The organism is Amphibacillus sp. Q70 (assembly GCF_052055485.1).
Classification (GTDB): domain Bacteria; phylum Bacillota; class Bacilli; order Bacillales; family Amphibacillaceae; genus Amphibacillus.
Map to the genome: position 1 here is coordinate 1,622,815 of NZ_CP197171.1, position 26,887 is coordinate 1,649,701.

Annotated in this window: 17 protein-coding genes, 2 pseudogenes and 1 other annotated feature; of the genes and pseudogenes, 14 read left to right on the top strand and 5 right to left on the bottom strand. The window is 35.8% G+C overall.

The features are described 5' to 3' along the window. Window positions 1–347 precede the first annotated feature (347 nt). From ACS127_RS07235 to ACS127_RS07250, 4 genes are all read left to right on the top strand, one after another. Window positions 348–3,215, top strand: coding sequence for a glycoside hydrolase family 3 C-terminal domain-containing protein (locus ACS127_RS07235; protein ID WP_440897751.1), 2,868 nt, complete (start codon window positions 348–350; stop codon window positions 3,213–3,215). 101 nt (window positions 3,216–3,316) lie between these two features. Further along, window positions 3,317–5,737, top strand: a complete 2,421-nt coding sequence (locus tag ACS127_RS07240; protein ID WP_440897752.1) for a beta-glucosidase family protein — start codon at window positions 3,317–3,319, stop codon at window positions 5,735–5,737. Window positions 5,738–5,767: 30 nt separating this feature from the next. Further along, window positions 5,768–6,403, top strand: a complete 636-nt coding sequence (locus tag ACS127_RS07245) for a hypothetical protein (RefSeq protein WP_440897753.1) — start codon at window positions 5,768–5,770, stop codon at window positions 6,401–6,403. Window positions 6,404–6,417: 14 nt separating this feature from the next. Further along, window positions 6,418–7,434 carry a glycosyltransferase family 2 protein gene (locus ACS127_RS07250; RefSeq protein ID WP_440897754.1) on the top strand — a complete coding sequence of 339 codons (1,017 nt, stop codon included), beginning with the start codon at window positions 6,418–6,420 and terminating at the stop codon, window positions 7,432–7,434. A gap of 548 nt (window positions 7,435–7,982) precedes the next feature. On the opposite strand, the gene ACS127_RS07255 is transcribed toward ACS127_RS07250, so the two are convergent. Next, window positions 7,983–10,865 carry a glycoside hydrolase family 3 N-terminal domain-containing protein gene (locus ACS127_RS07255; protein ID WP_440897755.1) on the bottom strand — a complete coding sequence of 961 codons (2,883 nt, stop codon included), beginning with the start codon at window positions 10,863–10,865 and terminating at the stop codon, window positions 7,983–7,985. An 844-nt stretch (window positions 10,866–11,709) separates the two neighbouring features. Between ACS127_RS07255 and glf the strand changes: the two genes are divergently transcribed. From glf to treR, 8 genes and pseudogenes are all read left to right on the top strand, one after another. After that, entirely contained in the window at window positions 11,710–12,816 is a 1,107-nt protein-coding gene (gene glf, locus ACS127_RS07260; RefSeq protein ID WP_440897756.1) for a UDP-galactopyranose mutase, read from the top strand. A gap of 210 nt (window positions 12,817–13,026) precedes the next feature. Continuing rightward, window positions 13,027–13,221, top strand: a pseudogene (locus ACS127_RS07265) (helix-turn-helix domain-containing protein); the annotation flags it as partial. A 167-nt stretch (window positions 13,222–13,388) separates the two neighbouring features. Next, the gene (locus tag ACS127_RS07270) at window positions 13,389–14,168 is read left to right on the top strand and encodes a lysostaphin resistance A-like protein (RefSeq protein ID WP_440897757.1); all 780 of its coding nucleotides are present in this window, start codon (window positions 13,389–13,391) and stop codon (window positions 14,166–14,168) included. Window positions 14,169–14,316: 148 nt separating this feature from the next. Next, window positions 14,317–14,925 carry a YpjP family protein gene (locus ACS127_RS07275; RefSeq protein WP_440897758.1) on the top strand — a complete coding sequence of 203 codons (609 nt, stop codon included), beginning with the start codon at window positions 14,317–14,319 and terminating at the stop codon, window positions 14,923–14,925. Window positions 14,926–15,085: 160 nt separating this feature from the next. Further along, window positions 15,086–15,433: a hypothetical protein gene (locus tag ACS127_RS07280; RefSeq protein WP_440897759.1), complete on the top strand. Its 348-nt coding sequence runs from the start codon at window positions 15,086–15,088 to the stop codon at window positions 15,431–15,433. 268 nt (window positions 15,434–15,701) lie between these two features. After that, window positions 15,702–17,139: pseudogene (gene treP, locus ACS127_RS07285) on the top strand (PTS system trehalose-specific EIIBC component). 125 nt (window positions 17,140–17,264) lie between these two features. Then, the gene (treC, locus tag ACS127_RS07290; RefSeq protein ID WP_440897760.1) at window positions 17,265–18,944 is read left to right on the top strand and encodes an alpha,alpha-phosphotrehalase; all 1,680 of its coding nucleotides are present in this window, start codon (window positions 17,265–17,267) and stop codon (window positions 18,942–18,944) included. A gap of 31 nt (window positions 18,945–18,975) precedes the next feature. Continuing rightward, window positions 18,976–19,689 (top strand): trehalose operon repressor, encoded by a 714-nt coding sequence (treR, locus tag ACS127_RS07295; protein ID WP_440897761.1) that lies wholly within the window; start codon window positions 18,976–18,978, stop codon window positions 19,687–19,689. Between the two features lie 645 nt (window positions 19,690–20,334). Here treR and trhA read toward each other — a convergent pair. Then, a complete protein-coding gene (gene trhA, locus ACS127_RS07300; protein WP_440897762.1) occupies window positions 20,335–20,982 on the bottom strand; it encodes a PAQR family membrane homeostasis protein TrhA in 648 nt (215 codons plus the stop codon). Between the two features lie 369 nt (window positions 20,983–21,351). Between trhA and ACS127_RS07305 the strand changes: the two genes are divergently transcribed. Both ACS127_RS07305 and metG read left to right on the top strand, forming a co-directional pair. Next, a complete protein-coding gene (locus ACS127_RS07305; RefSeq protein WP_440897763.1) occupies window positions 21,352–21,945 on the top strand; it encodes a DUF1836 domain-containing protein in 594 nt (197 codons plus the stop codon). A gap of 178 nt (window positions 21,946–22,123) precedes the next feature. Then, window positions 22,124–22,390: a binding site (T-box leader), on the top strand. 94 nt (window positions 22,391–22,484) lie between these two features. Beyond that, window positions 22,485–24,140: a methionine--tRNA ligase gene (metG, locus tag ACS127_RS07310; RefSeq protein ID WP_440897764.1), complete on the top strand. Its 1,656-nt coding sequence runs from the start codon at window positions 22,485–22,487 to the stop codon at window positions 24,138–24,140. Between the two features lie 492 nt (window positions 24,141–24,632). On the opposite strand, the gene ACS127_RS07315 is transcribed toward metG, so the two are convergent. The 3 genes from ACS127_RS07315 to ACS127_RS07325 all read right to left on the bottom strand — a co-directional run bounded on the left by ACS127_RS07315 (window position 24,633) and on the right by ACS127_RS07325 (window position 26,569). Beyond that, a complete protein-coding gene (locus ACS127_RS07315) occupies window positions 24,633–24,908 on the bottom strand; it encodes a hypothetical protein (RefSeq protein WP_440897765.1) in 276 nt (91 codons plus the stop codon). Window positions 24,909–25,053: 145 nt separating this feature from the next. Beyond that, on the bottom strand, window positions 25,054–25,854 hold the full coding sequence (locus ACS127_RS07320; protein WP_440897766.1) for a DUF2268 domain-containing protein: 801 nt from the start codon (window positions 25,852–25,854) through the stop codon (window positions 25,054–25,056). Window position 25,855: 1 nt separating this feature from the next. Next, a complete protein-coding gene (locus ACS127_RS07325; protein WP_440897767.1) occupies window positions 25,856–26,569 on the bottom strand; it encodes a class I SAM-dependent methyltransferase in 714 nt (237 codons plus the stop codon). Window positions 26,570–26,887: the final 318 nt, after the last annotated feature.

The following is a 26,887-nucleotide window of genomic DNA, read 5'->3' on the forward strand; positions in this document are numbered from 1 at the left end:
TGTAAACTCGAAAGTCTGTCTTACTTTTAGCTATAGACATTTAATAATAAGCTAAGTATGAGAAGAACCTTGCATTAATTGAAGGGTCGATTTACTTTCATAAGTAGTGAAGAAATGAGTTAGTATTATGTAATCCCTTACGGACTAATACGAATATAAAGGTTCATTAATTAAAACTAATAATATTACTATTATTTAAGACAGATTAATAGAGATTTTCCTAGTACTTATACTATGAAAGGAGGTATAAGAAGGATAAATCTAATTTTGTAATGTAACGCATTTATCATTAATTAAAAACTAAATAATTAATTTTTTTTATAAAAAAAGAACTGAGGAGGGGAAAAATGCTAGAAATTAATATGCAAGATGTTCTAGCAGTCCTAGACCTTATTATACCATATTTGATAGGTCTTGGTGTTGTGCTACTGCTTGCTATAGTTACTATCATTGCAGCTAGAAAATTATCAAATCGAAAAAAATTCATGGTACGAAGTCAATCAGGGATCGCCATTTTTTTAGCAGTAATCATTTCACTTAATCTTATCGCTTATGGGCCGATGTCAACATTACTCGCATTAGCTTCGGGGGAAGGATCAATTAGTGAGGAATCTGGAGAAAGAGCAGAAGAATTAGGTGAAGAAATTGCTGCAGAAGGTATTGTCTTATTGGAGAATGATGATGATCTATTACCAATCGAAGGTGATTCTAATTTAAATGTTTTTGGTTGGTCATCCACAAACCCTGTGTATGGTGGAGGTGGTTCCGGTGCTCTTTCTGGAACTTATGAAACAGTCAGCTTATTAGATGGTTTAAATAATGCTGGTCTTAATGTAAATGAGGAATTATCTGAATTTTATACTGCTTATGAAGATACGCGACCAGCGGTAGAAATTCAGGAACAAGATTGGACGCTACCAGAACCTCCAACAGATACCTATAGTGAGGAAATGCTAGAAAATGCAAGAGAGTTTTCCGATCAGGCAATGGTCGTTATTTCACGATCTAGTTCAGAAGAAACTGATCTGGCTCTTGATGCAAGCACAATTGAAATGGATAACAATTCTGACTCTTATAGTGAATTTGAAGATGGCATGCATTATCTAGAATTGACTCAAAGTGAGCAAGATATGCTGGATTTAGTCACATCGAATTTTGATGATGTTATTCTTGTTTACAATGGAGCAAATCCTTTAGAAATGGGTTTTGTTGAAGAATATGAAGAGGTTAAGAGTGTTCTTTGGTCTCCAGGTCCAGGACAAACAGGATTTAACTCCTTAGGACAAATTGTCACTGGTGAGGTTAATCCTTCAGGAAGAACTGCGGACACTTTTGCTTATGATTTAACAACGACTCCTTACTATAATAATTTTGGCGACTTCGCTTATGATAATGTAGATGAGTTTGCAGTTGAAGGCGATGACCACTGGGGTCAAACTCCAACTTTTGTTAATTATGTTGAGGGGATTTATGTAGGTTATCGTTTCTATGAAACTGCAGCTGAAGAAGGTTTGATCGATTATAACGACACTGTTCAATACCCATTTGGCTATGGTTTGTCATATTCCACATTTGCACAAGAATTGGGAGAAATAAATGAAGATGGGAATGGCAATTTAACAGTGGATGTAACCGTAACAAATACAGGTGATACAGCTGGGAAAGAAGTTGTCCAACTCTATTATACGCCGCCTTATACAAATGGTGGTCTTGAAAAATCAGCTGTTAACTTAATTGCTTTTGATAAGACTGATGTAATTGAACCAGGTTCCTCTCAAACGGTAACACTCAGCTTTAATATAGAAGACATGGCTTCCTATGATACTAGTGGGGACGGTGCATATGTACTTGAGGAAGGTGATTATGACATTTCGCTAAGAGCTAATTCAAATGAAGTTGTCAGTGAACTAACCTATACCTTAGATGAGACGATAACTTATGGAGGAGATAATAGTCGTTCAACAGATGAAGTAACGGCTACGAATCAGTTTGAACATGCTGAAGGTGATATTGAATACTTATCTCGTGAAAATGGTTTTGCAAATTATGATGATGTAACAGCACCGCCAAGTACAATGTCAATGAGTGATGAAGCAAAATCAATGTTTATTAACGATACAACTTATAATGTGAGTGAGGACAACGATCCTGATGCTGAAATGCCTGTAACAGGTGCTGATAACGGTATGGAATTATTAGAGTTACGTGGAGCTGATTATGATGATGAAGCTTGGGAACCATTACTTGATCAACTAACAGTTGAAGAGATGTCAAGACTCATAGTCCTCGGAGGATTCCAGACTCAAGAAATTGATTCTGTAGGTAAAGTCGCAACCCTTGATGTTGATGGCCCAGCGTCTTTAAATAATAACTTTACAGGTGTTGGATCCATTGGATTGCCTGTTGCTCTAATGCTGGCAAATACTTGGAGCGAGGAATTGGCTTATGCATATGGAGATAGTATGGGTGAGATGGCTGTGGAAATGGGTGTGTCAGGTTGGTATGCACCTGGATCGAACCTGCATCGAGCAGCATTTGGTGGTCGTAACTTTGAATATTATTCTGAAGACCCTTTACTTTCTGGAAAAATAGGAGCTAATGCTGTTGAGGCTATAGGGAATTATGGTGTGCATTCCTATATTAAGCATTTTGCATTAAATGAACAAGAAACAAATCGGAACATTATGATAACAACATGGTCAGATGAACAGGCTATTCGAGAAATTTATTTGCCATCTTTTGAATTACCCATAAAAGAAGGTGGAACTACCGGAGTCATGTCCTCCTTTAACTATATTGGACCAGAGTGGGCAGGCGCTTCTGACGCACTATTAAACACTGTTCTTCGTGATGAGTGGGGCTTTCGTGGAACGGTTCTAACTGATTACTTTATGAATATTTGGGGTTACATGGACACTGATATAATGATTCGGAATGGTGGAGACCTTGCCCTTGTTGCTTTTGAAGCTCCTGGAATTGACTTAGATGATACGGAAAGTGCTACAGCAGTACAGGCAATGCGTCAAGCCTCTAAGAATATTTTATATACTACAGTTAACAGCAATGCTTATAGTGATGATCTTCTTGATCAAGGTATGCTTTCATGGGAGAAAGTGGCTATTATCATTAATGTTATAGCAGCAGGTATTGTTATCGTTCTTGAAGTATTGACTTTTAGAAAAGCAAAAAACATCCCCTTGAAAGAAGAAAGTTAAGCTTCGAAAACACATAACAGTAATAAAAATAACAAATTATAAAAGATTTGGCGGTACACAATTTTAGTACCGCCCAAAATTACAAAAAGGGGAATTTACACATGAAACATAAAGATATAATCGATCAAATGACCCTAGAAGAAAAAGCATCGTTAATGTCAGGTAAAGATTTCTGGCAAACGATGGATATTGGGCGTCTTGGTATTAAGAGTATCTTTCTTGCTGATGGACCACATGGTATTCGGAAACAAGCTGCAGCAGCAGACCATTTAGGGCTAAATCCAAGTATTCCAGCCACTAGTTTTCCAACAGCTGCGACAGTCGCTAATAGTTGGAATATGAAATTAGGAAGAAAAATGGGTGAATATTTAGGTGAGGAAGCTATTGTACAGAAAGTAAATGTGCTTCTTGGACCAGGGATTAATATGAAGAGAAACCCTTTAGCAGGAAGAAACTTCGAATATTTCAGTGAAGATCCTTATCTTGCGGGGAAAATGGCCAGTAGTATGATTAAAGGAATTCAGTCCCAAGGTATTTCTGCTTGTGTTAAACACTTTGCGGTAAACAGTCAAGAAGAAAGACGGATGTCAATTGATACGATAGTCGATGAAAGAACACTACGTGAAATCTATTTAACTGCATTTGAGATTGTTGTAAAAGAAAGCCAAACCAAAACACTTATGTCTTCTTATAATCTGTTAAATGGGACTTATACGAATGAAAATACACATTTAATGCGAGATATTCTTCGTGATGAATGGAATTACGATGGAGTAGTTGTCACGGATTGGGGTGGCAGTAACGATCGTGTAGCAGGTCTTAAAGCTGGAAATGAACTAGAAATGCCGACGACTGCTGGAGAAACAAATAAAGACATTATTCAAGCGGTTAAAAGTGGAAAAATTAAAGAGCAAGTATTAGATGAGAATGTTGATCGATTACTTGAGCTTAATTTTATAACTGAAGAAGCATTTGAACATCCCAAAAAGCAATTTGATATGGAAGGACATCACCAACTTGCACAAAAAGTTGCAGAAGAATCGATTGTTCTGTTAAAGAATGAAGATAACCTATTACCGTTAAAAAAGGATAAAAAGGTTGCTGTTATTGGGGAATTTGCTAGAGAAGCTCGTTATCAAGGTGCAGGTTCATCGATAGTAAATCCAACTAAATTAGAAAACACACTTGAACTCTTAGCTGAATCAGGTATTAATAATATCGGATTTGAACAAGGTTTTAATCGCTATGGTAAGAAGAGTCAAAGAAAAATAGACAAAGCATGTGCCCTTGCTAAAGATGCAGATGTGGTTCTTTTATATATCGGACTTGATGAAGTGACCGAGGCTGAAGGATTGGATCGAGAGAATATAAAGTTACCAGAAAATCAAATTGATCTATTAAATGCTTTATATGAAATCAATCCAAATATTGTTGCCATTCTCTCTAGTGGAGCAGTTGTAGAAATGCCATGGATTGATAAGGTCAAAGGATTAGTACATGGTTACTTAAGTGGGCAGGCAGGTGCAAAAGCCATTCTTCGGGTGTTAACGGGTGATATAAATCCATCAGGAAAATTAGCCGAATCCTATCCACTTCATTACGAAGATACACCTGCACATCATTATTTTCCTGGTAAAGAAGTTAGCGTTGAACATAGAGAGGGTATATTCATTGGCTATCGCTATTATGATACAGCGAATGTAAATGTTCTATTTCCATTTGGCTATGGATTAAGTTATACCACTTTTGCCTATTCAAATATCGAAGTTGATCAAGAGGGCGTCACATTTAACATAACCAATACAGGGTCTAGAGCCGGAGCAGAAATTGCTCAATTATATGTTGGAACTCAATCAGATTTAATATTCAGACCGAAAAAAGAATTAAAAGGGTTTAATAAGGTTTATTTACAGCCAGGTGAAACGAAAACGATAACCATCCCATTTGATGATAAAACATTTCGCTATTTCAATGTGAAAACAAATCAATGGGAAATTGAAGAAGCGGATTATGAAATTATGATCGGCGCATCAAGTGCAGATATTCAATTAAATAGCACATTATTTGTTGAAGGTTCAGGAGCCCCCCTTCCATATGAAAAGAATAAACTCCCATCTTATTATTCTGGAAAAATAAATAATGTAAGCTTAGAGGAATTTGAAACTTTATTAGAGAGAAAAGTACCAGATTCAAGATGGGATCGATCAAAACCACTTGGATATAACGATACAATCGCCCAATGTCAGTATGCAAAAGGTGGATTTGCTAGGTTTGCATTTAAACTAATTAAATTTTCACATTGGTTTTTGAGGAAAATTGGCAAACGATCGACGGCTAACCTAATCATGATGTCTGTTTACCATATGCCATTTAGGGGCATGGCCAGAATGACTGGCGGCATGATGAATATGCCAATGTTAGATGGAATCTTAATGATTGTAAATGGGCACTTCTTTAAGGGTGCAAAACATGTGTTAAGTGAAAGAAGACAGATGTTAAAAGCCGCTAAAGGGAACAATTAACACTTTTCTATGCGGTAAAGGAGGGGTAAAATGAATAGTAAAGTAGAAAAGACAGCTAATCGAAAATTCAAACAGCCTAAATTTTGGATTAATTTCAAGGAAAACCATCCTCATATTGCTCAATTTTTAGTTTTCTTTTTGCTAAGTAATGGGGTTACTGTACTGCAGCTAGTGCTAATGCCTATCTTTAAAAGTATATTTGCTAATACAGCATTAGTAACTACTAATTTTCAATTTTTACAATTTGGCCAAAACCTTGACGGTTCTGCTTATTATGTGTTTGATTATGCTGCTGGTGCATTATCTGAAGGTGGCGGAGGAGGACTTGCCTACTTTCTGGCCGTTCAAATCACAATAGCGATTGCGCAGGTTATTAACTTTTTTGCGCAAAGAAGCATTACATTTAAATCAAACAGTAACATATGGACAGCAGCGTTTTGGTATTTAGTAGCTTATATTCTCATAACAATCGGTGCTGCAGTGGCTCAAGGATTTTATAAAGTGCCAATCTATAACTTGTTAATGAATACATGGGGAATGGGATCATTAGGAGAAACAACAGCTGATGTGATCACAATGATTATTAATAGTGCCATATCATTCTGGGTGTTCTTCCCTATATTTAAGATTATATTTAAACAGGTGCCTGAAGAAGAGGCAAAGTAAAGGTAGTGTGAAAAATGAAATTATTATCAGTAGTTATACCTTGCTATAATTCACAAGATTATATGGAATATTGTATCGAATCTCTTTTGCCCGGCGGAGAGGACGTTGAATTATTGATCGTGAATGATGGTTCTTCTGATAATACGGCAAAAATTGCGGATAAATATGCAATAAGATATCCTTCCATTGTCCGTGTCGTCCACCAGAAAAATGGTGGACACGGTGAAGCTGTAAATGCAGGAATTAGGAATGCATCCGGCTTTTACCTGAAAGTCGTAGATAGTGATGACTGGGTGGATGTAAGAGCATATCTAAAAATCATAAAGATATTAAAAAAATTTGTTACTGAAAAGCAAACAGTAGATATGCTTATTAGTAATTTCACCTATGAAAAAGAGGATAAAAAATACAAGAAGGTTATGAAATATGAAAATGTTCTCCCAGTAGATAAGATATTTACTTGGGAGGATATTAAGCCGTTTCGCAGAGGTCAATATCTGTTAATGCATTCCCTTATTTACAGAACAGAGTTATTAAAAAATTGCGGGTTAGTACTGCCAAAACATACTTTTTATGTTGATAATCTATTTGTATTTGTTCCGCTTAAACATGTGAAAACAATGTACTATATCAATCTTGAATTTTATAGATACTTTATCGGCAGGGAAGATCAGTCTGTTCATGAAAGTGTCATGATTAAAAGAATTGATCAACAGATTAAAGTTAACAAACAAATGATAGATGATTTAGAATTAGAAAATATAACTAGTCCGAAGCTCAGACAGTATTTGCTTCATCAACTTGAAATTGTCACAGTCGTTTCGTCTATTTTGTTGATAAAATCAGGAACAACAGAAAATCTCCAAAAGAAAAAAGAGCTATGGAAATATATGAGGGAAAAAGATCAAGAATTGTATCGTGAAATTCGATATGGAATGATTGGAATATTACTCAACTTACCTGGAAGGTTTGGCAGAAGTATTTCTGTAGGGGGATATAAAATATCACAAAGATTTATCGGATTTAATTGATCAATTGTAAATATTAAAAAATAGCTTTCCATGAAAAATCATAGAAAGCTATTTTTTTGATTTTAATTCTAGCAAATAAGAAGTGTATAGAGCTAAAAGTACTGAGGAAATAAATTATAGAATAGCTTGGATGGAGTAAATGAAAGTTTACTGATTTTAGTTGTTGACATAAAATGAGGCTTTTAAAGGGTATTTCGAACCCCCCAAATTAATCTTCTATATTTTTATCGTAGAATCTAAATAATTGATAGCTTTATTTTTAAGGAGCCATTTTTTCTTAAATTCAATTGTAAATAGATTTGACTTTCTGAACTATTCTGTACTGTGAGGCACTCTAAAGAAGGGATAGATCCATCCACTTATATATCAATTATTTCACTATACCTTTATCTTCCCGCTGTTCCTTAAATACAATTATAAGTTTTCTGGTTTATTAATGGCCATCAATTAAAAGAAGGTAGCCGTATGATTATTTTACGGCTACCACATTACTTTATTGATTCTCAATAAGTTTAAAATCATTGTAAACGTGTAAGGTAATTAACTCTTTATGAGACGGAAGAGTTATCCCGAGTAGTAACTAAATTGCTTTTGAGCTTGTTGTATTTTCTAAAAGTCAATACTTCTAGCAAAATGATGACTCCAAGAACTACAACGTCAACAACGATTGCAATAATTTGCCAAGTTGGCATCCCCATACTTAAAGCTTCGTCACTATATGCATAACTATTTACAGTTGTATAAAGAATATTTTTAGAAGCTGTACGCATATTTTTCACGACAGATGGGTTATCAGTATTTTCCATCATATTTGCCCCAACATCGTACGTAGCTAACGAAATATCACCACCATTTGGAACCATCATATTGGCATCCATATATCCATAACCGGAGAAATAGTCAGTTAGAACCATTCCGCGAAAGCCCCACTCATCACGAAGAACCGTGTTTAACAGTGTGTCAGAGGCCCCAGCCCATATGGGTCCGATATAGTTGAAGGAAGACATAATTCCTTGTGCACCACCGTCTTTGACTGCAATTTCAAATGGTTTTAAGTAAATTTCTCGAATAGCTTGTTCGTTTGACCATGTAGCAAGCATTTGATTTCTATTCTCTTCTTGATCGTTCATGGCATAGTGTTTGAGGTAAGAATACACACCATGTTCTTTTGCACCTAAGACTGCCTGAGCAGCCATTTTTCCAGATAACACGGCATCCTCGGAATAATATTCAAAGTTACGACCGGAAAATGCGGAACGGTGAATATTCATCGCCGGAGCATACCAGCCAGAAACACCCATTTCAACGGCCATTTCACCAATGCTGTCACCAAATGCATGAGCTAAATCTACGTTCCAGCTATTAGCCATCATCACTGCACTAGGGAGTCCAGCTGATCCAACACCTGTAAAGTTATTATTAATGGAAGCCGGCCCATCTAAGTCGACAGTGGCTACTTTGCCCACCGATTTTACTGCTGGGGTTTGGTAACCCCCGTAAGCAATAAGATCAACCATATCACCGGTAGACAGTTGATCCAATAAGGGCTCCCATGCTGGATCATCATAATCAAGTCCACGCATTTCTACTAAATCGATGCCATTGTTAGCCTCCGTTGTTGGCATTTCATCAGATTCATCAAAGAACTCGGAAAAATCAAAATTTGTTTCGTTTCGGAACATACTTAGACTTTCTTCAGGCATTTCATAATCATCAGGAGCTGCCGTTGCTTCCTCATAATTTTCAAAACCATTTTCACGGGACAGATAGGTTATATCCCCTTCGGCAAAATCAAATTGATTTGTTACCGGGATTTCGTCTGTTGAGCGTTGCTCATAGACAACCGTTTCATCTTGTGTAAATTCAGCCTCATCTATAACGGTATGAGAGTCTGACCGAATAGATAATGTATAGTCGCCTTCTTCAAAGACATAGGCGGCTTCATTTTCATAATCATAAGATGCCATGTCTTCTTTGGTTAAGGTAAGGTTAAGCGTTTCAGAAGCCCCAGGTTCTAGTACATCTGTTTTCTCAAAAGCTACTAAGTTAACTTCTGATTTTTCAATACCGCCATCCGTATAAGGGGGGGTAAAGTATAACTCAACAACATCTTTTCCTTCTATATCACCAGTGTTAGTCACTGTAACATCTACCGTAATTGTCTCATCGTCTTCTATATTCCAATCACTAATTTCTTGATCGAATGAAGTATAGGATAAGCCGTATCCAAACGGATATAAGACATGTTCATCATAATCTAGAAAACCTTCCGCATCTGCTGTTTCATAGAAATGGTAACCGGCATAAATACCTTCCACATAATTTACAAAGGTAGGAACACCGCCAGCACCCGGAAAGTCAACGTCAACACTGTATTCATTCATATTTGTGTATTCAAAGTCTCCAAAATTATTGTGATCCGGAGTTGCTGTCAAATCACGGGTGAAAATATCAGCTGTTTTTCCTGAAGGGTTGATTTCACCATTTAAAATTTCACCAAGTGCGTTAAATCCAGTTTGGCCAGCTGCTGGTACCCAGAGAACACTCTTAATTTGATCGTATTCTTCTGTGAATTCCAGTTCAAAAGCATTAGAACCATTGTAAACCAGCACAACATTGTCAAAATTAGAAGTGACCATATCAATCATCTGTGCTTCTGTTTCATGTATGCTAAGATAATGGTCTCCTTCTTCAAAATCGCTGTAATCATCTGTATTATCATTATATGTGACTTCGGATAAGTCGGTTGGAATATCAGCGTGCTCTCCACCTCCACGACTAAGTACAATAACTGCTGTATCAGAAAATTCTTCCGCATTTTCCATTAATTCATCAGAATATTCGTTAACAGGTGGTTCTGGCAACGTCCAGTCCTGTTCGAACATTCCAACCTCTGGACGTTCGTCGTTGTAAGAGGTATAAAAATCGGAAAGTTCACTATTGACTTCAAATCCTGCATTATTTAATCCTTCAATTAAACTAACCGTATGGTGAGTGTCTGATAAAGAACCAGATCCTGTTCCGCCATAAATTGGATTAGTCGAAGCCCAGCCAAATACATTAATTTGTGAATTGTTTTCAAGGGGGAGAAGATCTTCATCATTATCCAATAAGACAATTCCTTCTCTAGCAATGTCTTCGCCTAGATGTTCAGCTCTTTCTAATGATACATCGCTAATTGTCCCTCTACCGGAAGCGAGTGTAAGTATCGTATTCATAGGATAGAATGCAATTAAATTGATGGCAATCATTAATGCAATCAAAATGGCAATGATCGATTGCCGACGAATCATAAATTTTTTTGGCATAGAGAATTTTTTGGCAATGATAATTGCAACAATCGCTAATAATAATACAATCCCAAAGAAAATAAGATAGGGGAGCACCAGATTGATAACATTTTTGACGTCATCCCAGTTTATATCAAGCATCTACTATTCCCTCCATTTTTAATTAGTAAAATTTCGACAAAGAAAATATTTTTACACATAGAGCCTCCTTCTACCTTAAAGTTAATTAGCGTATATCTCTATAATGAAATATAAAACGCTTTCTTTTTTGTCTTTTCTTTGCCGTTAACTTATGTGTTAAACAAGGACATCATATCACACCCTTCAGTCTTAATTTCTCTTCTTTCATGAACTGTATGTTTTTCTTCATAAATGACATTTACACATGGTATAGCGATAATTATCATCCATTAATATACTCTTAAATTACATATTTAAGGAAATTAATCATCAGGTAAATGGGAGAAATTTTGGGTATTATCCATTGGGGAGATAAGGATTAAATGTATAAGCTACACTTATTTCAAATGTATGTCCTTGGTGCGGCAAAAGGGATTTATGCTAGACTTTATTTGTATTATGGGATGATTTTTTAGTATGATGGCGGTGATTGTATACGATACATTGGCAGAACAATATGAATTTTATAATTACGTAAGTTATACTGGTGGAACAAGACTTTTTGTTAAAGAAGACCCTCTTTTTAATTTGACTCGAGTGTATTGACTGATGACGATGGCAGTGTAGAGCTTCACATTAGATTTGTTTGTGGGTTCTTCCTTCATCATTATTGAAGGGGAAAAATAATGTTTTAAAGGTGGTTATATAGTTTGTTTAGTATTCGATATGAAAACTAGCTATATATTTACTTATCGAGGATTGGGAAGGGTGGATTTTAAATCGCTTTTTTAAATTAGTGATAAATTGGGATATTTAATGAGATAAAGAAGTATTGATTTTTAAAGAAGTGGAGTGTTTTAAAATAATGAATTATGATTATCTAATTGTTGGATCAGGTTTATTTGGCAGTACTTTTGCATACGAAGCAGCTAAGCATGGTAAACGGGTTAAAGTCATTGATAAACGAGACCATCTAGGTGGGAATATATATACAGAAGAAGTGGAGCAAATTCAGATTCATAAGTATGGGGCTCATATTTTTCATACCAATAATAAAGATATTTGGGATTACGTCAATCAGTTTGCAGAATTTAATCGATATACCAATAGCCCAATTGCAAACTATAAGGATGAAATTTATAATCTACCATTTAATATGAATACATTTAATAAACTATGGGGGGTTAAGACCCCAGACGAGGCACAAGCTAAAATAGAAGAACAAAGGAAAGCAGCTAATATAGAAAAGCCAAGAAATTTAGAAGAACAAGCCATTTCACTAGTTGGTACAGATATTTATCAAAAGCTAATCAAGGGCTATACAGAAAAGCAATGGGGTAAAAAGGCAACAGAACTGCCATCGTTTATCATTAAACGGCTGCCTGTACGCTTTACTTACGATAATAATTACTTTAACGATCGTTATCAGGGCATTCCAATTGGAGGCTACACCCAAATCATTGAAAAGATGTTAGCTAGTGATTTGATTACTGTAGAGCTTAATTGTGATTTTTTTGAGCGAAAAGAAGACTATTTGCGTATGTATCCAAAAATTATTTATACAGGAATGATTGATCAATTTTTTGATTATCAATATGGTGAACTTGAATATCGTAGTTTGCAATTTGAAACGTCTATCCTTGATCAGGCTAACTATCAAGGTAATGCAGTTATAAATTACACGGATGCAGAAACCCCTTATACTCGTATTATTGAACATAAACATTTCGAGTTTGGGACACAGAAAAAAACGGTGATTACGAGAGAATACCCAAAAGCATGGACAAGGGGAGATGAAGCTTATTATCCAACTAATGATGATAAAAATAACAAGACCTATCAAAAGTATAAAAAATTAGCTGACAGTCAGTCTCAAGTATTGTTTGGCGGACGATTAGGTATGTATAAATATTATGATATGCACCAAGTTATTGCCTCTGCTTTATCTTTTGCAGAAAAAGAATTCAATTAATCTGATGACGTATACTTTGGAAAATAGGGCGTTAGAGACTTAATTATCATGTCTTAATCTAGATTATTGAACTATTCACCACTTAACTTCAAGGAACCTGAAGGGCATCGCTCAGTGAGTAAGTTGGGAGATGAATGTCAGTTGGCGATAGCCAAAATAGATCTCTTATGTTATCACTAGAACATAGATTCGCTTAAGTGAGGTGTGTTTATGTTAGTCAATAAAGCTTATAAATTCCGTCTCTATCCTAATCAAACACAACAAGAACTCATCAACAAAACATTGGGTTGTTCACGGTTTGTTTTCAATCATTTTTTAGTGAAATGGAATAAAACATACGAAGAAACAGGCAAAGGCTTAAGTTATCGTGTGTGTTCAAAACAGTTGCCACACTTGAAAAAAGAATAGGATTGGCTAAAAGAAGTTGATCATTAGGTTGGTGTTCTTAGGAATCTCCACCTTCAAATTTCATTAGAAATTAGGGGGGAATAGTTCAAATTATAGACATCCTTGTATTCCCCACCATTTTTAGGTAAAATTATTTAACGGCTAAAAAAAGGGGGAAGATCAGAATGGAAGGTAACCAGATGGATTACATGGAGAATGAAAGACAGAATAATTCATTAAATAGAAATGGTTCAAGTCTTAAAATAACAGGACTTGAATTAAATTGGAGTAAATTTATTTTATTCATTATTACCTATTTAGCGTTACAAGTGGGTATTGTATTTGTTGCTTCTATTTTTGTTGTCATATTAGATATGATACTAGGAACAAATATGATGAACTATATTGATCAAATTCAATATTTATCGATATTAGATTTCATTGGCTTTATTATAGCTATGCTTATTTTCAGATCTGTGCGAGACTTTTTACAAGGAGAATATCGTTTAGCTGCCCTGAAAGAATGGCAAACATACCTTTATATTGTTGGAGCCTATTTCGTTGTCTACTTTGCTCAATACCTTATTTTCGATGTTTTTCAATGGGAGGTATCGGGGAGTCAAGTTGATTTATTTGGTTTGAACCAGATTGATTTAGGGTTGATGAATATCTTTTTACTTGTGATCGCCTTTGTTGTAATAGCACCTGTTTTAGAGGAAACCTTGTTCCGTGGTCTTATTTTCGGTTTTTTAAGTAAAAAAATTGGTTTCATAGGTGCGTTGCTGGCTTCATCCATTATATTTGGTTTATTACATCCTGGTCATCAACTTTCTACCACAATAATGGGAATGGCTTTTGTTATTATCTATCTAAAAACAAAATCCCTATGGACGCCGATCTTACTTCATATGATTTGGAATGCGCTTGCCACATATGGTTTATTGTCGCTTATTTTAGCAAATTAAACTTTTTCTTTAGTTCATGGAACCCCATTCTATAGAAAAAAGACAAGAAAGATTTCAATTACATTACAAAATCATGTTTGGGATAGATTTATCACATTATTGTGATAAAATTAATTTATTAAGTAAAAATTAATGAGGGAGGGGCGTTATGAAGATCTGGTTAAAGAGACTATTTGTTGCGACTGTTGCTATTATGACACTTGGTTTTTATGTCCCTCCGATTGACTTAGATATTAATGCGGAAACAGATAATAAAGAGATTGAATCAGAAAAGAAACCATTAGATAAACCAGCTTCACTTATATATGAACCTCCTGTTTATCTAGAAGACCTTGATGATCATCAGATTGTTGTTCTTGATCCAGCTGAGGAATTGATTGAACAGGCAAAAGATCGTATGATAGAAAAATTAGGACCAAGAATTTTAAGTCAACTGAATGATGAAATGACAGAAGAGGTATTACCCAATCTTGAATTGATTGTAATGGATTTGATTGAAACCAATGATCCAGATATGGCATTTAACCTCTCGATTATTGAAGATAATATACCAGGTTATGGCGAGAAAATCTTTGATTTATATGATGAACAAACTGATCAAATTATTGCTAAATTTCATGTTCGAAGAGAGAATCGTCCGCTTGAAGGTTATTGGTTTAATTTTCATTATCATTTAGCAGAAGATCAATTTGAAACGCATCATGCGCTTGCTGATGTGTATTGGAGTAAGAATACACCACCCAAATGGATGAGCTAAAAGCTAGCTTGAGTGAGTAAACTCAAGCTAGCTTTTTCATATTGTTTTTCGAGCCATATACTCATAGAACAAGTAAGTACGTATTTTTTAAATGTTTGATCTTTGAATATAAGGGAAAAATAAAATAAGTCAAAAATTCTGAATAGAGAGGGTTGAAGTCGTGTTTAAAGAGGTGCGAGTTTATCTCCATAATGAAGATGAAGCCGAGCAACTCCGAGCTAAATTAAGCAAGTATGCGACCAATCAAGTAGTCATTGATTATTTAGAAGATAGTGATGGTGTTCATTTAGTAGTTCCCTATCTACCGCTTGATGTTGGGGGCGCAAACACAGCTAATTCAGGAATAGGGGCACCTTATGCTGTTGGGTATCAAGAGATTGAAAATATTGATGATGAGAACCCAAGAACGACAGTGTTAGCTTTTGAAATAAGTGAAGACGATTTGAATGATGCATTAGTTGAAATTCAACAATTTGGTGGCCATGTAGATCGAGCTATTTTTGAATAAGCTAGACAAACACTCAGTGGGACGATGGTCTCGCTGAGTATTTGTTTTGTCAGATGATTATTTTTGAAATATAACATAGTACCCAACAAAGAAAGGCTATCATTGCTTGGTTTTCGACTTCAAAAAGTAAAGGTTAAAATGACTAACAAATATTTAAAAAGCACTTGACTTACTTGTATATACAAGATAGAATGAAAGCGTAGCCAATAACCTGTATATACAAGTTATTGTCCTGCTATTATACTTTTCATAAAAGAGAGGGATTAAAATGGCAAAGTACACAGATTCGGCAAAAGAGCTTCTCGATCTTATTGGTGGCAGTGAGAATATTTCAGTTGTTACCCACTGTGCAACAAGGATGCGTTTTGTGTTGAATGATACGGAAAAGGCAGATGCTAAGAAGATTGAAGAGTTGGATATTGTTAAAGGTTCTTTCACCAATGCTGGGCAATTTCAAGTTATCATTGGAAATGAAGTCGCTTCGTTTTATAATGAGTTCACTAAAATTGCCGGTGTAGATGACACATCGAAGGATGAAGCGAAAGTCGCAGCTAAGCAAAATATGAATTTTTTGCAACGGCTTATTTCTAACTTAGCTGAAATCTTTACCCCGATTATACCTGCTTTAGTTGTTGGGGGACTTATTCTAGGTTTTCGAAATTATTGGTGATATTACTGAATTTGGGCCAAATGGTGATCAAGCACTCATCGAATTTTCTCAATTTTGGCAAGGTACTTATGATTTCCTTTGGTTAATTGGTGAAGCTATTTTTCACTTTTTACCTGTGGGAATTGTTTGGTCCATTACGCGTAAAATGGGGACGACTCAAATTCTCGGCATTGTCCTCGGGTTGACGCTTGTTTCTCCTCAATTGCTTAATGCATATGGGGTTGCTGAAGCAGCAGAAATTCCATTTTGGGATTTTGGCTTTGTGACGGTTGATATGATTGGTTACCAGGCGCAAGTTATTCCAGCTATTTTAGCAGGATTTGTGTTAGCTTATTTGGAACTTGGTTTAAGAAAAGTCATTCCGAGTGTTGTTTCGATGATTTTTGTACCGTTTTTTGCCCTTGTTCCGGCTGTTTTAATTGCTCATGTTGTTTTAGGACCGATTGGCTGGGCGATCGGGGATTGGATTTCTCAAGTTGTTTATGCAGGCTTGACATCAACATTTGGTTGGTTATTTGCTTCTGTCTTTGGTTTTGCCTATGCTCCACTCGTTATTACGGGATTACACCATATGACAAATGCCATTGACTTACAACTGATGAGTCAATTTGATGGCACAAATTTATGGCCGATGATTGCCTTATCAAATATTGCCCAAGGTTCTGCGGTTGTGGCGATTATTATTTTAAATCGTAGAGACAAGAAAGAACAACAGGTCTCTATTCCAGCAGCTATTTCTTGTTACTTAGGCGTAACTGAACCCGCTATGTTTGGGATTAACCTAAAATATGGTTTCCCATTCTTAGCAGCCATGTTTGGCTCATCACTTGCTGGTGTTGTCTCAGTCGGATTTGGGGTAATGGCAAACTCAATCGGAGTTGGTGGAATTCCAGGCTTTCTATCGATTCAAGCGGGAGATTGGCTGATGTTCTTTGTTGCCATGGCGATTGCTATTGTCGTACCGATTATCCTAACAATGACATTTGCGAGAAGTAGAATTGGCAGGAATGCATACGAAAGACTGGGTAAAGAATAAATTAATTTTTAACAACTATTTTCTAAGATAATAACTAGTAAAATTGGTTGTTCCTTCATTTAAGTTCATAACTCTATGACAAAATGAACTTCACACAAAAAAATAAACATAAGGGGGACGATGATGTGACACAACCATGGTGGAAAAAGTCGGTTGTCTATCAAATTTATCCAAAAAGCTTTAACGATACAACGGACTCAGGGACAGGTGATATTAACGGTATTATAGAAAAATTGGATTATTTAGCAAAGCTAGGAGTTGATGTCCTCTGGTTAACACCTATTTATGATTCACCACAAAATGATAATGGTTATGACATTCGAGATTATTATCAAATTTTTGAATCCTATGGGACAATGGAGGACTTTGATCGCTTACTGAAAGAAGCACACGCTCGTGATCTTAAAATCATTGTTGATATTGTTGTTAATCATACGTCAACGGAGCATCAATGGTTTAAACAGTCTGCACAAGATAAAGATAATCCGTATCGTGATTTTTATATTTGGAAGGATGGAAAAAATAATCAAGCACCAACGAACTGGAAGTCAAAGTTTGGTGGAAGTGCGTGGCAGTATGATGAAACAACTGATCAATATTATTTGCATTTATTTGATACGAGTCAGGCAGATTTAAATTGGGAAAATGAATCGGTACGTGATGCTGTTTATCAAATGATGCAATTTTGGATTGACAAAGGTGTTGATGGTTTTCGCCTAGATGTAATCAATTTGATTTCAAAAGACCAGGCCTTTTCCGATGATGAGGGGACGTTACCGTCAGAAGATGGGCGTAAATTTTATACCGATGGTCCGAAAATTCATCAATATCTAAACGAGATGAATCAACGGGTTTTTAAAGGAAAAAACCTATTAACAGTTGGTGAAATGTCATCAACTTCGATTCCTGCTTGTGTAAAATACACAAAACCAGAACGTGAAGAACTTGATATGACGTTTAATTTTCATCATCTAAAAGTAGATTACTTAAATGGAGAAAAATGGACGGCTGTACCATTTGACTTTCAAGCCCTTAAGAGAATTTTATCAGAATGGCAAATAGGCATGCATGAAGGTGGGGGTTGGAATGCTTTGTTCTGGTGTAACCATGACCAACCTCGTGTTGTTTCCCGTTTTGGCGATGAGGATCGCTACCATCAAGAGTCAGCAAAGATGTTGGCGACAACCATTCATCTGATGCAGGGGACACCTTATATCTATCAGGGCGAGGAGTTTGGGATGACCAACCCTAACTTTGTGTCAATTGATCAATATCGTGACGTTGAATCTTTAAATATCTATCGTCAAATGCAAGACGAAGGGATCGACTCAGAAACGATATTGACCATTCTAAGTGAGAAATCACGTGATAATGGACGAACGCCAATGCAATGGAATAATCAAAAAAATGCTGGTTTCACAGCTGGGACACCGTGGATTGATCTAGCGAGCAATTATCAGTCAATCAATGCTGAACAAGCTTTAGCAGATCCAGATTCTATTTTCTACCATTATCAGAAATTGATTCAACTTCGAAAGAAATATGATATTATAACAACAGGTGATTATCGATTAATTTTACCTGATGATGAGGCTATTTTTGCTTATATCAGGAAAAAAGATGATGAACAACTTGTTGTGTTGAATAACTTTTATCCGAAATCGGTCAATTATGATCTTTCAAATCATTTCGAGACGCAACAACACAAGACTGAAGTATTAATTAGTAATTATCCAGATCAGCTGGGTAATGTAAGTGCAGGGAATTTACGCCCTTATGAGTCTGTTGTTTATTATCTGAGCTAAAGAGAAAAACATGTGACAAGGGAGCTCATCAATGAAGCGGAAATATGATTTAATTTATCAAGAGTTAGTTGAAAAAATTGAGCATGAAGAGTGGGAGGCTGGACAACTACTCCCGTCAGAAAATGAATTAAAAGATCAATACCAAACCTCTCGAGAAACGATCCGAAAAGCTTTAAATTTATTATCCCAAAATGGCTATATTCAAAAAGTTAGAGGGAAAGGTTCTGTCATTATTGGCCGTAATAAATTTGACTTTCCGGTCTCTGGTCTAGTGAGCTTTAAAGAATTAGCTGTAAAAATCGATCAAGATGTTAAAACGATCGTTCATGATTTAAACTTACTCAAAGCCGATGAGTTTCTGCAAAGTCAATTACATGTGACTAAACATGAAAAGGTGTGGCATGTGATTCGGGCGAGGGAATTTTCAGGTGAACGAGTCATTTTAGATAAAGACTTTTTAATTGAAAGTAAAGTACCAGATTTAACAACTGATATTTGTCAGGATTCTATTTACGCCTATTTAGAGAATGAGCTTGATTTAACGATTAGTTTTGCTAAGAAGGAAATTACCGTTGAAGAGCCAACAGAGGAAGATTATCAATTACTAGATCTCGAAGGTTTTAACAATATTGTTGTGATTAAAAATTATGTCTATTTGGATGATGCTACACTGTTTCAATATACGGAGTCACGACATCGGCCAGATCGTTTTCGCTTTGTAGATTTTGCCCGTCGTCATCACTAAAACAAAACCCAGCTCAATAAAAAAGAACTGTTGCACAATGAAAATAGATTGTGTAGCAGTTTTTTTATGTGATTAGAAAGGCTGAATGACTCAATAAGAGTCATTGTTGTTTTCGCTGTCATACTTGAATTCATTCGATTAAACTCTAATCAAGTGAATGGGATCTGGAATAAACCCGGAAGGACAAAATATTCAAATTGGCGTTTCAAGCTAAATCGCAAGCTAGAATGTCGAGTAGAAGGCTTCAATCAAACATTTCAGGTGAAATCGCAAGCCAGAATGTCGAATAGAAGGCTTCAATCAAACATTTCAGGTGAACCCGCAAGCCAGAATGTCGAATAGAAGGCTTCAATCAAACATTTCAGGTGAACCCGCAAGCCAGAATGTCGAATAGAAGGCTTCAATCAAACACTTCAGGTGAAATCGCAAGCCAGAATGTCGAATAGAAGGCTTCAATCAAACATTTCAGGTGAACCCGCAAGCCAGAATGTCGAATAGAGCACTTCTATCACGCATTTCAAACAAAATCTCAAGTCAAAATGTTGGATAAGGAGTTTCTATCCGGCGTTTCGCATAAATATAAGCAAATACTTTACCGTTAACAGGGAAAATATTAGAAAAAACGAAACGGCTGTTGTTTATTTTTTAGATGACATAGAAATATACACTGATGAAATGGGCGAGAGACCCAGCTAAAATAAATAAATGGAAAATTTCGTGAAAACCTAAGTATTTACTTTCTAACCATTTAGGTTTAACGGCATAGATGACACCACCAATGGTATAAATCACTCCACCAGCAATCAGCCAAATGATTCCCTGTAATGCTAGATTAGCTGATAGTGGCACAATAGCGAAGATGATGAACCACCCCATGACAATATAAAGTAAAGTTGATAACCAGCGTGGGCTATGAAACCAAATTAATTTGAATAAAACACCACTTATGGCGGTCAACCAAATGATTGTGAGTAAGATCCAGCCAATGGTTCCTCTTAATGTGATGAGACAGAAGGGGGTATAAGTTCCAGCGATTAGAACATAGATCATTGAATGGTCTAATTTTCTTAACCAGGCAATAGTATGATCACTTGCAATAACCATATGATATGTAGCTGATGCGGCATAGAGCAAGATCATACTGACCCCAAAAATAATTAATGAAAGAATTTCAATTGTTGATGTTAAGCTTTGAGCTCCCTTAACAACCATAAATAGTAACCCAATAAACGCTAAGACTGCCCCTGCTAAATGAGTGAACCCATTGATTGGTTCACGAATATAACGATTCATCATATCACTCCTATTACGACATGTAGTTTTTAAAACTATATAATGAAATGATACTATATGTTAGTTGTATCGTCAATATTTACCTGATGAAAAATTTACGTTATACTAAAAGTATGTGCTCAAAAGGTGATGTAAAGAATCATAAGGCAGTTTTTGTGTGGATAACTACAAAGCACTCCGATAAAGGGGAGTAACTGCATTAAGGAAAGTTATTTGAGCATCTGTCTTACAAGAATAAGTGTCTTTCTTATTCTGAGCCCCAGTCCTAGTGTACGATGTTTTTAGAAGAAGATTTCTTAACTCAAGGTGTTATTTTAATCGGTTTTTTGAATATTCGCTTAAAGAAAATAAACAAATGAGGTAATCAACGTGGAACAATTAGAAGAACTTTTAGCATTGTTAGATTTTAAGGAAATGATTGAAAGAGAAGATATCCCTAAGATTGACTTATATATGGACCAAGTCACACAGCTGTTTGAAGGAACCTATGGCAGTGGAAAACGAAATGAGAAAGAGAAAATCTTAACGAAGACGATGATTAACAATTATGCTAAAGATGACTTATTATTTCCGATCAAAAATAAAAAGTATAGCAAAGAGCACATTATGTTTATTCAATTTATCTACCAATTAAAAGGATCACTTTCAATCAATGATGTTCGTACAGTATTAGAGAAATTAAATCGTGCAGTAGAAGAAGAGACTGTAAATTTAGATAAAGTGTATGACCAATATGTGTCATTGATGACGAAACAAGTAGAAGATTTTACGGCTGCTTTGACTCCCTTAAGTGAAGAAGCTGACGAGGCAGCGAAGAGGATGGATCATCAAGACTCGAGCTATATGAGACAACTGTATTTAATTTTCTCGTTAGTCCATCATAGTAATATGTACCGGAAGCTAGCAGAACGTTTAACTGATCAATTAGTTGAACTGGAACAAGATAATAGTGAAAAAAACTAGACAGAAAGCCACTTATGAATTAAGAAAACACTTATGCGAAAGTTGGTGTAGTATTAAGTAACGTCAACTTGCTTGTTTTTATCTTTTTTCTTTGCTTACTGGTCATCTCCATTCACTTTAAAAAATAATAAAAAGTTGAAAAGAACATTCAAGAAGGGTAAACTAGAAAGTAATAATGAAACAGGCGATGAAAAGGAAAAGTAGATTGGAAAGTGTTAAAAGAGAGTCTTTGATGGTGGAAATGGGACAGCAAAATCCAATTGAACAATGCCCTTTGAGCTGCGCACTGAACTCCTGAATGGATAGTAGGCTGCGACGAGAGGCACTCGTTACAACAGCAACTGTATAATCTGCTGACTAAAGACTGACAGACGTACAGACAGAGGTGGACTGTGTGAACAGTCTATAAAAATTAGGTGGTAACACGAGAATACTCGTCCTAAGCTTTCTTTAATATAGAAAGCTTAGGGCGTTTTTTATTGCTTTAAAACTTTTCTCATGACCTGTATTTATTAAATCATTTAGAAGGAGTGTTAAAAATGGCTGTATTTATAGGCGGTGCTTGGCCCTATGCAAATGGTTCTCTACATTTAGGGCATATTGCTAGCTTATTACCGGGTGATATTTTAGCGCGATACTTTCGTTTAAAGGGGGAAGACGTGCTATATGTATCTGGAAGTGATTGTAATGGGACGCCCATATCCATCCGAGCATCGCAAGAAGGCAAAACGACAGAGGCTATCGCGGAAAAATATCATCAAGAATTTACCGATATATTTAAACGATTAGGTTTTTCTTATGATTATTATACAAGAACCGATAGCCCCTTCCATTATCAGGCTGTCCAGCATATTTTTTTAGACCTGTTGGGTAAAGGCTTTTTAGAAGAAAAAACAACGGAACAAGCATATTGTGAAAATGATAAGCGGTTTTTACCAGATCGTTTTGTAGAAGGGCGATGTCCAGTCTGTGGGGAAAAAGCAAGAGGAGACCAATGTGATCACTGTGGAGCCGTTCTTGATCCACTTGATTTGAAAGATAAAAAATGTAAACTTTGTGGAGAAGAACCAACGATACGTGAAACAGCGCATTATTATTTTGCTCTTGATCATTTTGCAAAAGAATTAGAAAACTATGTAGATGAAGCTGCTATAGACAAACGCTGGCGTGATAATGCGATTCAGTTCTCTAGGCGCTATTTACAAGAAGGTTTACGAGAAAGGGCGATTACAAGAGACCTTCCTAATGGGATTGATGTTCCAGTTGAAGGATTTGAAGGTAAAAAAATCTACGTATGGTTGGAAGCTGTTGCAGGTTATTTAACGGCTAGCCAAGCATGGGGAGAGAAGCAACAGCAAAGTATCGATCCTTGGTGGGATCCAGATTCATCAATCAGAGCCTATTATGTACATGGAAAGGATAATATTCCATTTCATACGATTATCTGGCCTTCACTTTTATTGGCACTTGGAAAAAAACAGCTTCCTACGCATATTATCTCCAATGAATACGTTACCTTGGAAAAAAGAAAAATATCGACCAGTAATAATTGGGCAGTATGGATAAAAGATGTACTAAAGGAATATCATCCAGATTCACTCCGCTATTTTTTAACCATTAATGCTCCTGAACAGCGGGATGCGGATTTTTCGTGGCAGGAGTTTATTCTTAGTCATAACAGTGAATTGTTAGGTGCATATGGAAACTTTGTTAATCGTACACTTAAATTTATTGTGAAAAGTAACGATGCAAAAATTCCTCAATTTCCACCAGAAACAACGATTGCAGCTCGTGTACAAAAACTTTATCCATCAGTTGGAAAGCTTATCGAATCAGGAAGATTGAAAGAAGCACTTGAAGAAGTGTTTAAATGTATTCGAGAAGCGAATAAGTATTTCGATTCTCAGGCACCTTGGAAGCAAATCAAAGAAAACCCGATCGAAGCTAATAAAACATTAGCAACCTGTGTCTATATTATTATAAATATGACACAGCTATTGCACCCTTTTCTTCCTTTTTCTACAAAACAGATTCAAGAAATGTTGGCAATTGAAGCGTTAAGTTGGGAGGAAAATAGTGAACTCCCACAACTGGTAAAAAAGGTTGCCCCACTTTTTCAAAGAATAGACAAAGGTAAAATTGATGAAGAGATACAGCGACTTCAGCAAAAGGCAACTTTGACTTCCACAACGTAATACTTGTTAGCTCTCTTGATAAAAAGATGGGTTACTCTAAACGTTATTATTTAATTCTTGATATTAAGGAGTCAAATGTATGTATATTCCTCCTAATTAAAAAAATATCAACCAGAGATAGAATTTTGACATCTTTATGATGTGATCCCAATCGTTGTTCTTACAGATAGCAAGGCACTTTTGAAACTGTTCCTTAATGTTCCCCTCCCCCTGTTACACTGTTAGAAGGGGGAGGGAATACTAGGCAGTCTCTGCTGATTTACTTATCCATTCCAACATCCAGTGATAATATCACTATCAGAGTCAAGATATGACTTCTGATATTTTATTTCCTCGAACATACCCTTTAGGAAAATTCATCCCATAATTTAAAGTAAAAAAATAGACGCTCATTTTGAACGTCTATCTGTTAGAAATATTGATTTTTGTGCGAATTTTACTTGGAAATTGCCTGGAAACTTTGATTTTATAAGGTCTTCTCATGTTTTTTTATTAAATAAAGAACCAAGGAATAACGGCAAGGGTTCCTATTACACCAAGGGCAATGCCGAGACCAAAACCAGGCCGATAAGGTTCATAGGGTTGATAAGATTGGTAGGATTGATAATAACCTGATCCGAAGCCGCCAGATCGAGTAGGTAAAGGATCTATATAGACGTGAGTTGGTGTGACGTTGCGAATAATCCCGCGGTGTTCTTGACCATCAAGTGTACGAATACAAACAGGTTTGCCAACATTATCACAGCAAACTTTATAATAATTATGCATAGAAAAAACTCCTTTCTACTTATTGAAAAGTTAATGAATCGCTCAAAAAGTATAATTTTTCCAATTCGAATACTTTTAAGCACTCATCATACTGTATGTTTGATAAAAAAATCTGTAGAGGATATTCGCTGAGTTACGGTTAAGTTTAAAACTTTAATTCGTGAAAGAAGTTTTCTGTTGGTGTTTGAAGAAGGTTGGCAAGGTTTGCTTGATATTTATCTTGCCATTGTTTAACCATATAAATACCCATCTGGTAGCCAGTTAAACTGGGGATTTGCTCATCGCCATACATGATATGATGATGAAGCGGGTGATTTGATAGTAAGGAAAGGTTCGGGTTGATCCATTGATGCCAAAGTTTATTTATCTCATGATCTTGTTGATTAAAGCTTGGAAGAAGTGTGATTCCGAATTTTTCCATAGTAATAACTTCTGCAATACCTTCTAAAATAATTGTATCTCTTAAAGGGAGTATTTCTTTGCTGTGATGAACTTTATTTAAGCGAACAGCATGGCTATATTCATGTGCCAATAAAGCGGCAGTCATTTGTTCAGTAGCTCGGTGATCAATGAAGAGAAAGATTTTATCGCTAAAGCTCAAACCAGAAACGCCATTAAATTCTCCGGTTAATTTTGGATTATTTAGATCAGCTGGGAAAATAAAAACAGCTAGCTCTGGACCTTGCCATTCTTTTTTCAATTGATTAAAGCAGTGATTTATTTGCTGCCAAACTTCTGTTTTTATCAATGCTTCAATCTGCTCAGCCTTTGTTTGCATCGGTAAGAAAAGTCCATGATTTAATAACAGCATTTGAATGGATAAGAGATCTGGATCATGAAAATAATTAGCAATAGGTTGGATAATCGCCTTGTTTTGTGCTTCAAGAGTACATTCATTAAGCTTTAGATAATCCTCTAATAGTCTATTTGTTTTAATGATTGCCATATTAATCCCTCTCAGTTACGCATTTTTGACACAAGAAGAGATAACCGATTAATTGATCATGTATTTTTTCAATCAGATGATAGTGATGGGCCAAGAATTCAAAGTAAATGGGATCTACTTTTGACTGCATGTCAATGTCGGCGTTACCTTCAGTTGTCGCAGGCAGGCGGATACAGTCAATTGAGCAAAACCCAGCTTCATTAATGGCATCTTGCCACTCTGATTTTGTTAAGATCGAATGGGTACCATAAAACCCATTGATTTCAGCACTTTCGTTAGCTGATAAGGGATCTTTTGCAGTGATTTCAATTAAACAAAGAATGCCATGTTCTCGGAGGACTCGATGATATTCTTTAAGCCCTACAGTAATATCAACAAATGAGGTGACCGATTCAGATAAAATACAATCAATTGTTTCGTTTGGAAAAGGGAGATCTGTAATATCTGCTAAGATAAGATCAACTTGCCTGCTATTTTTTAGCCGTTGTTTTGCTTTTGCGATCATTGTGTCATTATTATCGATGCCAAATAAACGACTTTTCGTTGTTTCAGCTAGATAGGCTAAAGTTTTACCAGTACCACAGCCAGCGTCTAAAATGACGTCATGTGGATGGGAATTGATTTTATGCCAAGCCTGTTGAGTTGCTGATGCCCCGCCTGGATGGGCACTGCCAACATTTAATTGTGCTAACATATTTGTATAGGAAAAGTCCATGTTGATACTCCTTGTTATTAGTGAAGTTTTAATATGATATGCATTGATTTATTTTTAGTACGTTAGAAAATGATGAAATTCTACTGTTTCAAGTATAAGTAAATCTAACAATTTTTAACTAAGATTCCGTATTATGTAATAATATTGAGGACAACACATTCATGTGCATAAGAGAAGGTGAGTTTTTCTAAGAAGTTATTTACCTTTCTAGTTCTTTGTAGTAAGATATTAAATAATTCAAAATAATCTGATCAATTGATGTGTTAAAAGGCAGGATATCAATCTGTGTTTAATCATGCTCAAATAATCACAAAATAA